The sequence below is a fragment of the Pseudomonas sp. PS01298 genome, assembly GCF_029959745.1.
Classification (GTDB): Bacteria; Pseudomonadota; Gammaproteobacteria; order Pseudomonadales; family Pseudomonadaceae; genus Aquipseudomonas; species Aquipseudomonas aylmerensis.
Map to the genome: position 1 here is coordinate 1 of NZ_JASCPP010000158.1, position 10,558 is coordinate 10,558.

Genomic DNA, 10,558 nt, shown 5'->3' on the forward strand with positions numbered 1-10,558 from the left:
GGCTTGCCTGCGATAGCGGTAGTGAATTCACTGCAGTCATCGCAGGCAAGCCCGCTCCTACATTAAGACCACATCGTCCCCTCCCCCCTACAAATCCCTATATAATGTGCGACTTTTAGCCATCCCTGACTTTCAAGGAGCTTTAGTGAGCACGCTGCCACCCTGCCCGAAATGCAATTCCGAATACACCTACGAAGACGGCGCCCAGCTGGTCTGCCCGGAATGCGCCCATGAATGGTCCGCCAGTGGCGAGGCCGAAGTGGCGGGCGATGAAACCGTGAAGAAAGACTCTGTGGGCAACGTCCTGCAGGACGGCGACACCATCACCGTGATCAAGGACCTCAAGGTCAAGGGCACGTCCCTGGTGGTCAAGGTCGGCACCAAGGTCAAGAACATCCGCCTGTGCGACGGCGACCACGATATCGATTGCAAGATCGACGGCATTGGCCCGATGAAACTCAAGTCCGAGTTCGTGCGCAAAGTCTGAATCTGCTGCACCCATCCCGCGCCCGCCGCGGGATGGCGTTTCGCCCTCTGCGTTGATCGAACGCAATATCCACACAGAAAAACCCGGAAACCGCCAATAGGCACTTGCTATTCTACGAATAAGAATTATTCTCATTGAAACTCATCAAGGAGAACGACCATGACTTATTTGATAGACGCCTGGCTGGATCGTCCACACCCTTACCTGCGGATCCTGCATCGGGAAACCGGCGAAGTCTGTGCGGTGCTGGAAGAAGAGGCACTCAATGAACTGCAGGACCAGGGCGACCTGGACGTGAATGGCCTGAGTTCGAGTGAACCCGGTGTACTCAAGGAAGTGGTGCGCAATCTGTTTCTGTTCTGCTATGCCCGAGCGTTGCGCCCGGCCACGGAACTCAATGGCAAGTTCCATCCATGAACCAGCCAACACACAGGCCCTGTGTGGCAGCTGGCTTGCCTGCGATGTCTTCCACTCGATAACAGCTCGGATCGAGTCGTCTGCATCGCGGGCAAGCCCGGCTCCCACATAAAGCAGGTCTTACAGAACGTCGAGCAGCTCGACGTCGAACACCAGAACGCTGTGCGGCGGGATGCTGCCAACGCCTTGAGCGCCGTAAGCCAGTTCGCTCGGCACGTACAGGCGCCATTTGCTGCCGGCATTCATCAGTTGCAGGGCTTCGGTCCAGCCGGCGATCACGCCACCTACCGGGAATTCTGCAGGCTGGCCGCGCTCGTAGGAGCTGTCGAACACCGTGCCGTCGATCAACGTGCCGTGGTAGTGAGTACGCACTTGGTCTTCACGGGTCGGCTTGGCGCCGTCACCTTGGGTCAACACTTCAAATTGCAGGCCGGAAGCCAGGGTGGTGATGCCGTCACGCTTGGCGTTTTCCGCCAGGAATGCCAGGCCGGCACCTGCAGCGGCTTCAGCCTTGGCAGCGGCTTCGGCTTGCATGATTTCGCGGATGACTTTGAAGCTCGCAGCCATTTGCTCCTGGTCAACGCGGCTTGGCTTGCCGGCGAACGCGTCGGTCAGGCCAGCCAGGATTGCGTCCAGGCTGACGCCCGGTGGCGGGTTGTCGCGCAGTTGGTCGCCCAACTGACGGCCGATACCGTAGCTGACGCGGGTTTCGTCGGTGGACAGATTAACTTCGGACATGAAGAGGCTCCGCTGTAGGGCAGGGCTGAAAACACTGTTTTCCTGCACTGCCCGAAACTAAAAGGGCCAGCAGACTAGCACAGAATGTCAGTCCGGGATCAGCCGCGCGCAGCCCGCCGACCGAGCGCCGCTGGTCGGTTATGCGGCGGCGATGCCTATCGGCTTACGAATAAAGGTTCAGATTCCTTGCCCCCCGCCGATACAGCCCTACACAACTTGGCTGGCTCAAAGAACAACACCGTCCAGCAGACAGACATCAATTTTTGCGGAGCATTCGATGAACAGCTGGTTCGGCAACATTAGCGTCAATCTCAAACTCGGCCTGGGCTTCGGCCTGGTGCTGGTCCTCACGTCAATCCTGGCCCTGACCGGCTGGACCAGCCTGGGCGGCCTGATCGACCGCAGCAACTGGATGAGCGACATCACCCAGCTCAATGCGTCGCTGACCAAACTGCGGATCGTGCGCCTGCAGTACATGCTCGCCAACGGCGACGAAGCCGTGGCCCAGAACGTACAGACCAACCTGGACGCGTTCACGGCTCAGCAGCAGAAACTGCTGGACAGCTTCAAGAGCCCGGAAAACCGCAAGCTGCTCACCGAGCAGAAAAACATCATCACCGCCTACCAGCAGTCGTTGAACAAAATGCGCGAGGCCTACCGTAACGGCAATGCCTCTCGCCAGCTGATGGGCGAAAAGGCCGACATCGCCAATGCACAAATCAACGCGCTGGAAACCAGCGTGAAGCAAGCCCCGGACAGCTCCGAGCACCTTGCACAGTTCCAGGCCGTCGCCGATGCCAAGATGCAATTCCAGTTGGCCCGCTATGAAGTGCGCGGCTATACCGGCAACGTCAACGCGGAGACCGAAGCCCGCGCCGCCGCACAAATCGAAAAAGCCATCAACGGCCTGAAGGGCCTCAGCGCTGTTTTCGGTGCCGGCCAGCAAAGCGCGTTGAGCGCGCTGGAAACCGCCCTGGGCGACTACCGCAGCGCCGTGCAGAACTACAAGGCTGCCAATGCCAACATCGTCGCCGCCCGCGCCGAAATGACCACCCAAGGCGCCGACATTGTCACCATCAGCGACAAGCTGTACGACATCCAGCTGGATCGCCGTGACGCCGAAAGCGCCCAGGCCCGCAGCCTGCAATTGATCAGCACGTTGCTGGCGCTGCTGGTCGGTGTCATTGCCGCCCTGGTGATCACCCGCCAGATCACCCGACCCTTGCAGGAAACCCTGGCCGTGGTGGAGCGCATCGCTTCCGGCGACCTGAGCCACAACATCCAGGTGACCCGCCGCGATGAACTCGGCGTGTTGCAACAAGGCATCCAGCGCATGGGCACGACCCTGCGCGAGCTGATCAGCGGCATTCGTGATGGCGTCACCCAGATCGCCAGCGCCGCCGAAGAGCTGTCGGCCGTGACCGAGCAGACCAGCGCCGGCGTCAACAGCCAGAAGATCGAGACCGATCAGGTCGCCACCGCGATGCATGAAATGACCGCCACCGTGCAGGAAGTGGCGCGCAACGCCGAGCAAGCCTCCCAAGCGGCTTCCGAAGCCGACGGCCAGGCCCGCGAAGGCGACAAGGTCGTGGCGGAAGCCATCGCCCAGATCGAGCGCCTGGCCACCGAAGTGGCGCGCTCCACCGACGCGATGACGCACCTGCAGCAAGAGAGCAACAAGATTGGCAGCGTGATGGACGTGATCAAGGCCGTAGCCGAACAGACCAACCTGCTCGCCCTCAACGCCGCGATTGAAGCGGCGCGTGCCGGTGAAGCCGGTCGCGGATTTGCCGTGGTGGCCGATGAAGTGCGTGGCCTGGCCCAGCGCACACAGAAATCCACCGAAGAAATCGAAGGCCTGGTGGCCGGTTTGCAGAACGGCACCCAGCAAGTCGCCAATGTGATGAACAACAGCCGCAGCCTCACCGACAGCAGCGTCGAGCTGACGCGCAAGGCCGGTGTGTCGCTGGAGAACATCACCCGCACGGTGTCGAATATCCAGTCGATGAACCAGCAGATCGCCGCCGCCGCCGAACAGCAGAGCGCCGTTGCGGAAGAGATCAGCCGCAGCATTGTCAACGTGCGTGATGTGTCGGAGCAGACTGCAACGGCGAGCGACGAGACGGCCAAGTCCAGCGTTGAGCTGGCGCGTTTGGGCAGCCAATTGCAGCAGATGGTCAGTCACTTCCGGGTTTAAGCAACAAAAAGCCGCCTCGGTTTAAGCCGAGGCGGCTCCACCTCTCAGACCTTAGAGGTCATCGAAGCTGTCCCGCAGGAATGTCCACACGTGATTAGTGGCGTGATTACATAACCGGCCTAGTATCCGTCTGCGGGTCGATTGCGTCTTTTTAGATAGCACCCCCGGCCACTCACTGGGAGTGCAAAAAAAACCGCCTACCCAGGCGGTTTTTTATTGCCTGCGATTGACCGATCAGCCCTCGCCTTCCTCGACAAACACCAGCCGATTGCCAAATGGGTCGCCGATGCTCATCTCCCGCGAGCCCCAAGGCGTTGCCTCAACCCCAGGCTTGGCATAACGATAATCCTTGGCCAGTAATTGCTGCTGGTACGCGTCCACGCCCTGCGCCTGAATCCGCACCGCCGAGCCGGGCGAAGCATCGCCGTGGTGCTCGGACAGATGCAACACGCAGTCGCCCAACGACACCTGCAAATACAGCGGGAAATTCGCTTCGAAGCGATGCTGCCAATCCACCTTGAACCCGAGGAAATCGACGTAAAACTCCAACGCCTTGGTCTCGTCGAAGATCCGCAGGATGGGGGTGACTTTTCCTAAGTGCATTGCGCTCGCTCCGTGTATGAGATCAACCACTATAGAGACGAAAACCCGCCGCGCAAATCCCCGCTGCGCGCCAAAAACCGTCCCGGCCGCTGACCATTGGCCTGCCCGTCGCTGTAGCTCAGCACGCCATTGACCCACACACCGTCAATGCCCTCGGCGGCACGTTGCGGGGCTTTGAAGTCCGCCACATCGCGCACTCGCAGGGGATCGAACAACACCAGGTCAGCCCAATACCCTTCACGGATTTCACCGCGCTCAGCCAGGCCAAAACGCGCCGCCGACAACCCGGTCATTTTGTGCACCGCCGTGTGCAGTGGAAACAACCCCACGTCGCGGCTGAAATGCCCCAGCACCCGTGGAAACGCGCCCCATAAACGCGGGTGCGGAAACGGGTCTTCGGGCAAGCCGTCCGACCCCACCATCGACAGCGGATGCGCAAGGATGCGTCGTACATCCGCTTCATCCATCCCGTAGTACACCGCCCCTGCCGGTTGCAGGCGACGCGCCGCGTCCATCAGCGAAACGTCCCACTCGGCAGCGATGTCCTGCAAGTCACGCCCGCCCATCTCCGGATGCGGCGTGGACCAGGTGATGGTGATGCGAAACGCATCGGTGACTTGCTTGAGGTCCAGGGTCGAAGAACTCGCCGCATAGGGATAACAATCACAGCCCACCGGGTGGGTTTTCGCCGCCATCTCCAGCGCCGCCAACAGCTGTGGACTACGCCCCCAGTTACCGGCACCGGCGCATTTGAGGTGGGAAATGATCACCGGCGCCTTGGCATGCCGGCCGATCAGAAAAGCCTCGTCCATCGCCTCCAGCACCGGCTCGAATTCGCTGCGCAGATGGGTGGTGTACACCGCACCGAAGGCCGTCAGTTCTTCACTCAGTTGCAGCACTTCATCGGTCTCGGCATCGAACGCACTGGCGTAGGCCAGGCCTGTGGATAAGCCCAGCGCGCCGGCTTCGAGACTTTCCTGCAACTGCGCCCGCATGTGCGCGATTTCACCGGGCGTGGCGGTGCGGTGCAGATCGTCCATATGGTTGCTGCGCAGCGCCGTGTGGCCGATCAGCGCGGCGACGTTGACCGCCGGGTGAGCGTTTTCCACCGCCAGGCGGTAATCGATAAAACGCGGATAGGCGAAAGCTTCACGCGTGCCCAACAGGTTCATCGGGTCCGGCGGGGCGCCGCGCAGGCTCACCGGCGACGCACTGATGCCACAGTTGCCGACGATCACCGTGGTCACACCCTGGCTGAGCTTGGGCAGCATCTGCGGATGGCGGATCACCACCGTGTCATCGTGGGTGTGCACATCGATGAAACCCGGTGCCAGCACCCGGCCCGCCGCCTCGATTTCATGCTCGGCGCGTGCTGCCGACAAATCGCCGATCGTTTCGATGCGCCCGTCGCGCAGCCCCACATCGGCAACATAGCCTTCGGTGTTGCTGCCATCGATGATCAGCGCCTGGCGAATCAGCGTGTCGTACTTCATATCAGTCTCCAAGCGGCAGGCTGTCTGGGCCGCCGCGATAATCGTCCAGGGCCAGCTTAATCCGGCGCAGGCGTTCCTGGTTGTCGTCCGGCATGGCCAGCGCCAGCTCGGTGGCGAGCAGGTCGATGGCCAGCAGCATTCCGTAGCGCGCCGCCGTGGGTTTGTAGATAAAACTGGTTTCGGCCGGTTGCAGCGGCAGCAGGACATCCGCCAACTCGGCCAGCGGAGAATCGGCCAGGGTGATAGCGACGATGCGCGCGTCATAGTTGCGCGCCAGCTTCACCACCTCCAGCAACTCGGGCGTGAGGCCGGTCAGCGAGCAGACGATCAGTGCCTGTTCGGGCCCCAGCGTCGCGGCCGTGACCCGCATCATCACCGGGTCGTGGCTGGCAGCAATCGGGTACCCCAGGCGCACCAGTCGCACCTGCAACTCGTCGCTGCACAGGCTCGACGGGCCGCCCATGCCGAAGGCGTGAATCATCCGCGCCTTGCCGAGCAGGTTGACCGCATCGACAAAACTCGCCTGGTTGAACCCCGACAAATGCTGACGCAACGTCGTTTCGATATCGCCGAGTATCTGCCGATGAAACGCCGACTGCTCGGGCAGCCCCGCCGGGTCCAGGAAGCGACTGCCGACACCACTCGCCTGGGCCAGCTGCAGGCGCAGATCGCGCAAGTCGCGACAGCCGACACTGCGCGCAAACCGCGACAAGGTTGCGGTGCTGACTTCGGCCCGCTGGGACAACTCTTCCAGGCTGGCCGACGCGGCAAATGCCACATCCTCAAGCATCAGCCTGGCGATACGCCCTTCGCCGGCGCTGAAGGAATCCTGGCGGGCGCGGATCTGGTAGAGGATGTCCATGGGGTCTCCGGGTTACAAAATGCAGGACAGACCATACGTGAGACCGAAGGCCACCACCGAAATCAGGGTCTCCAATACGGTCCAGGTCTTGAAGGTCTGGATCACCGTCATATTGAAGTATTCCTTGATCAGCCAGAAGCCGCCGTCGTTGACGTGGGAAAAGATTACCGAGCCCGCACCGGTGGCCAGCACCAGCAATTCAGGGTGTGGATAACCCATTCCCAGGGCAACCGGCGCTACCACGCCGGATGCGGTGGTCATGGCCACCGTGGCCGAACCCGTGGCAATGCGCATCAGGGCTGCAAACAGCCACCCCATTACCAGCGGCGACAACTGGAACGCGTGGGCCAGGCCAAGGATTTCATTGGTGACGCCCGCATCCACGAGGATCCGGTTCAGGCCACCGCCCGCGCCCACCAGCAAGGTGATGCTCGCGGTCGGCGCCAGGCATTCATTGGTGAACTTGAGGATCGACTCGCGGTTGAAGCCTTGCGCCAGGCCCAGGGTCCAGAAGCTCACCAGGGTCGCCACCAGCAGGGCGATCACCGAGTTGCCGATAAACAACAGGAATTGGTTGAACCCGGTGCCCGGGGTGGAAATGACGTTGGCCCAACCGCCGATCATCATCAGCACCACCGGCAACAGGATGGTACCCATGGTCAGCGCAAAGCTCGGCAGACGCTCGCGAGGCTCGCGCTCGATGAACTGGCGTTCCAACGGGTTTTCCGCCGGCAGGTGAATACGCGGCACGATGAATTTGGCATACACGGGACCGGCGATGATCGCCGTCGGAATGCCGATGAGGATCGCGTAGAGCACGGTCTGCCCCACCGATGCGTTATAGGCCAGCACCGCCATCATCGCCGCCGGGTGCGGCGGCACCAGCGCATGCACCACCGACAAGCCGGCGACCATCGGCAGCCCGACCATCAGGATCGACACGCCCACGCGCCGCGCTACGGTAAAGGCGATCGGCACCAGCAACACAAAACCGACCTCGAAAAACAGCGGCAGCCCCACCAGGAAGGCGATGCACACCATGGCCCAGTGGGCATTGCGCTCGCCGAAGCGGTTGATCAGCGTACGCGCCACCTGCTCGGCGCCGCCGGATTCGGCCATCATCTTGCCGAGCATGGTGCCCAGCGCCACCACCAGGGCGATGTGCCCCAGCGTCTTGCCGACACCCGCCTCATAAGACCCCATGATGGTGTCCGCCGGCATCCCGGCCATCAGTGCGAGGCCGATGGACACCAGGGTGATGACGATAAACGGGTTGAGTCGGTAACGTGCAATCAGCACGATCAATGCAATGATGGCAATGGCAGCGTATGCCAATAGCCCGAAGCCCGGTAATGCGGCCATGCGGTACTCCTCGGAAAGGGTCACGTCGAATTGGTTGTGAAACTCATAAATCATTACCGAGGAGCATTTTCAAATTTTATGAAAGTAATTTTCGCCCACAGACACGTGCTGTCGCGTTGGGATATGCCCGACACGCACGCATGAAAATTCAAGGTGTGTTCTTACATGAAGATCAGCAACTGCCGGAAACTCAGGGGCGGGCGTTGAGTCATAGAATGCGCATCCACTCATGCCCAGGAAAATCGACCATGATTCGCACCTCCCTCGCCGCCGGCGCGCTGTTTCTGACCTTGTGCGGCGCTGCCTCGGCCGCCGATAACGCGGCGCTGAAAAAATGCATGGACGGCGCCAACACGACCGCCGACATGGTCGGTTGCAACGCCAAGGAAGCCAAGGTGCAGGACGATCGCCTGAACCGCGCCTACAAGACCGCCCTCGCCGCCCAGGAAGGCGCGCGCAAACAGCAGCTGCAGGACGTGCAGCGCCTGTGGATAAAGTACCGCGACGCCAATTGTGCCTTCGCCGGCAGAGCCACCGGCGGCACGATCGACCAGGTCAATGGCTCCGGCTGTGTGCTGGACATGACCCAGACCCGCGCCCAGGAACTCGAAGACCTGGTCGGGCCATAACCCCCTTGTAGAAGCCGACAGGTTTAATCGTGATGGACCTTGGCGCGCTTGAGCAGCTTCTTGCAGCGCTCGGACAAATGCAGCACCCGCAGGTGCTTGCCGGCCTTGGTGTAGCGCTCGCGCAGGGTCATCAGCGCGGCAATCGCTGAATAGTCGACAAAGCTCAGGTGACGGCAGTCCAGCGTCACCTGGGCCGGGTCGTTGGCTGGATCGAACTGGTTCAGGAATGGCGTAGTCGAGGCGAAGAACAAGGTGCCGTGCAGGCGATAGAGCTTGCTGCCGTCGGCCTCCAGGTGCTCATCGGCATACAACTCCCGCGCCTGTTGCCAGGCAAAATTCAGCGCGGCAATCACGATGCCGCACAGCACGGCGGTGGCCAGGTCGGTGAACACGGTGATCACCGTCACCGCGAGAATCACCAGCACGTCATTGAACGGCACTTTGTTGATGACCCGCAGCGATGCCCAGGCGAAGGTCTGCTGGGACACCACAAACATCACCCCCACCAGCGCCGCCAGCGGGATCCGCTCGATCAGCGGTGACAGAAACAGAATGAACAACAGGATCATCACCCCGGCGAACACCCCGGAAAAACGCCCGCGCCCGCCAGAACTGAGGTTGATCACGGTTTGCCCGATCATCGCGCAACCGCCCATGCCACCGAACAGGCCCGAGACCATATTCGCCGCCCCCAGGGCCACGCTTTCGCGGTCGGGGTAGCCCCGGCTTTCGGTGATTTCGTCGGTGAGGTTCAAGGTCAGCAGGGTTTCCAGCAGGCCGACCATGGCCATCAGGAACGCGTAGGGCGCGATGATGCCGAGGGTTTCCAGGGTCCAGGGGATCTGCGGCAGGGCAAAGGTCGGCAGGCCGCCGGCGATGTGGGCCATGTCGCCGAGAGTCCGGGTCGGCAGGCCGAGCAGGTACACCGCCAGGCCCACGCCGAGAATCGCCACCAGGGCCGGCGGCACGGCGCGCGTTATGCGCGGCAGCAGGTAGACGATGCCCATGGTCACCAGCACCAGGCCGGTCATCACATACAACGGCGTACCGCTGAGCCAGGTGTCACCGCTTTTGAAGTGTTCCAGTTGCGCCAGCGCAATAATGATCGCCAGGCCGTTGACGAACCCCAGCATCACCGGGTGCGGCACCATGCGCACCAGCTTGCCCAGGCGCAACAGGCCGAACGCGACCATGATCAGCCCGCCCAGCAGCACCGTCGCCAGCAGGTACTCCACGCCGTGCTGCACCACGAGCGCGACGATCACCACCGCCATCGAGCCCGCCGCCCCCGACACCATGCCGGGCCGGCCGCCAAACAGCGCCGTGAGAGTGCAGATGATAAAAGCGCCGTAGAGGCCCATCAGCGGGTTGAGGTGGGCGACCAGGGCAAAGGCGATGCATTCGGGCAGCAACGCAAAAGACGTGGTGAGGCCGGCCAGGGCATCGGCGCGCAGACGGGTGAGGTTCATGAGGTACCAGGGCATTGCGGGGATAAGGCCGGGAATGGTACGGAATTGAACGCGGCAGAACCAGATTTTTCAGGCAGGCAATCCCCGGTGGGGAACGGGCCGGTTGTGACAAACGGAGTCGTTCTGACAAGCACGCGTGTGTGGCGGACGGGCTTGGTGTGATAGGCAATTGTGTGTGGCGGACGCGTTCCATGTGGCGAGAGGGCTTGCCCCGCGTTGGGCTGCGAAGCAGCCCCCCAAACCATTCAGCGCATATCTGTCGAATATAGGCGGTGGCTGGGATGGGGCTGCTTCGCAGCCC

General features: G+C 61.9%; 10 protein-coding genes. 4 read left to right on the top strand and 6 right to left on the bottom strand.

Translation table 11 applies throughout. From position 1 onward, the window contains the following. Positions 1-145 precede the first annotated feature (145 nt). Together QMX97_RS29890 and QMX97_RS29895 are read left to right on the top strand one after the other, a co-directional pair. On the top strand, positions 146-487 hold the full coding sequence (locus QMX97_RS29890) for a zinc ribbon domain-containing protein YjdM (RefSeq protein WP_065908466.1): 342 nt from the start codon (positions 146-148) through the stop codon (positions 485-487). Between the two features lie 159 nt (positions 488-646). Next, the gene (locus QMX97_RS29895; RefSeq protein WP_003194088.1) at positions 647-904 is read left to right on the top strand and encodes a hypothetical protein; all 258 of its coding nucleotides are present in this window, start codon (positions 647-649) and stop codon (positions 902-904) included. Between the two features lie 120 nt (positions 905-1,024). Here QMX97_RS29895 and QMX97_RS29900 read toward each other — a convergent pair whose 3' ends face one another. After that, positions 1,025-1,642, bottom strand: a complete 618-nt coding sequence (locus tag QMX97_RS29900; RefSeq protein WP_065908463.1) for an FKBP-type peptidyl-prolyl cis-trans isomerase — start codon at positions 1,640-1,642, stop codon at positions 1,025-1,027. Between the two features lie 277 nt (positions 1,643-1,919). Between QMX97_RS29900 and QMX97_RS29905 the strand changes: the two genes are divergently transcribed. Continuing rightward, positions 1,920-3,839 carry a methyl-accepting chemotaxis protein gene (locus QMX97_RS29905; RefSeq protein ID WP_065908462.1) on the top strand — a complete coding sequence of 640 codons (1,920 nt, stop codon included), beginning with the start codon at positions 1,920-1,922 and terminating at the stop codon, positions 3,837-3,839. Between the two features lie 234 nt (positions 3,840-4,073). Here the strand turns inward: QMX97_RS29905 and QMX97_RS29910 are convergent, their stop codons facing one another. Genes QMX97_RS29910 through QMX97_RS29925 form a run of 4 tightly spaced genes read right to left on the bottom strand, consistent with a single transcriptional unit; the run spans position 4,074 to position 8,159 of the window. Beyond that, positions 4,074-4,442: a glyoxalase superfamily protein gene (locus QMX97_RS29910; RefSeq protein WP_282398100.1), complete on the bottom strand. Its 369-nt coding sequence runs from the start codon at positions 4,440-4,442 to the stop codon at positions 4,074-4,076. Positions 4,443-4,471: 29 nt separating this feature from the next. Beyond that, on the bottom strand, positions 4,472-5,935 hold the full coding sequence (locus tag QMX97_RS29915) for a D-aminoacylase (protein ID WP_282398101.1): 1,464 nt from the start codon (positions 5,933-5,935) through the stop codon (positions 4,472-4,474). A 1-nt stretch (position 5,936) separates the two neighbouring features. Next, positions 5,937-6,797, bottom strand: coding sequence for a MurR/RpiR family transcriptional regulator (locus tag QMX97_RS29920; protein ID WP_065908458.1), 861 nt, complete (start codon positions 6,795-6,797; stop codon positions 5,937-5,939). A gap of 12 nt (positions 6,798-6,809) precedes the next feature. Next, complete coding sequence (locus QMX97_RS29925; RefSeq protein WP_106802642.1) at positions 6,810-8,159, bottom strand: gluconate:H+ symporter; 1,350 nt, start codon at positions 8,157-8,159, stop codon at positions 6,810-6,812. Positions 8,160-8,407: 248 nt separating this feature from the next. Here QMX97_RS29925 and QMX97_RS29930 point away from each other — a divergent pair, with 248 nt between their 5' ends. Beyond that, complete coding sequence (locus tag QMX97_RS29930) at positions 8,408-8,788, top strand: lysozyme inhibitor LprI family protein (RefSeq protein WP_282398102.1); 381 nt, start codon at positions 8,408-8,410, stop codon at positions 8,786-8,788. Between the two features lie 23 nt (positions 8,789-8,811). On the opposite strand, the gene QMX97_RS29935 is transcribed toward QMX97_RS29930, so the two are convergent. Then, the gene (locus tag QMX97_RS29935; protein ID WP_282398103.1) at positions 8,812-10,257 is read right to left on the bottom strand and encodes a SulP family inorganic anion transporter; all 1,446 of its coding nucleotides are present in this window, start codon (positions 10,255-10,257) and stop codon (positions 8,812-8,814) included. Positions 10,258-10,558: the final 301 nt, after the last annotated feature.

Coding starts and splice junctions, on each gene's coding strand:
- QMX97_RS29895 (WP_003194088.1), top strand. CDS start 647: ATGACTTATTTGATAGACGCCTGGCTGGATCGTCCACACCCTTACCTG.
- QMX97_RS29900 (WP_065908463.1), bottom strand. CDS start 1,642: ATGTCCGAAGTTAATCTGTCCACCGACGAAACCCGCGTCAGCTACGGT.
- QMX97_RS29905 (WP_065908462.1), top strand. CDS start 1,920: ATGAACAGCTGGTTCGGCAACATTAGCGTCAATCTCAAACTCGGCCTG.
- QMX97_RS29910 (WP_282398100.1), bottom strand. CDS start 4,442: ATGCACTTAGGAAAAGTCACCCCCATCCTGCGGATCTTCGACGAGACC.
- QMX97_RS29915 (WP_282398101.1), bottom strand. CDS start 5,935: ATGAAGTACGACACGCTGATTCGCCAGGCGCTGATCATCGATGGCAGC.
- QMX97_RS29920 (WP_065908458.1), bottom strand. CDS start 6,797: ATGGACATCCTCTACCAGATCCGCGCCCGCCAGGATTCCTTCAGCGCC.
- QMX97_RS29925 (WP_106802642.1), bottom strand. CDS start 8,159: ATGGCCGCATTACCGGGCTTCGGGCTATTGGCATACGCTGCCATTGCC.
- QMX97_RS29930 (WP_282398102.1), top strand. CDS start 8,408: ATGATTCGCACCTCCCTCGCCGCCGGCGCGCTGTTTCTGACCTTGTGC.
- QMX97_RS29935 (WP_282398103.1), bottom strand. CDS start 10,257: ATGAACCTCACCCGTCTGCGCGCCGATGCCCTGGCCGGCCTCACCACG.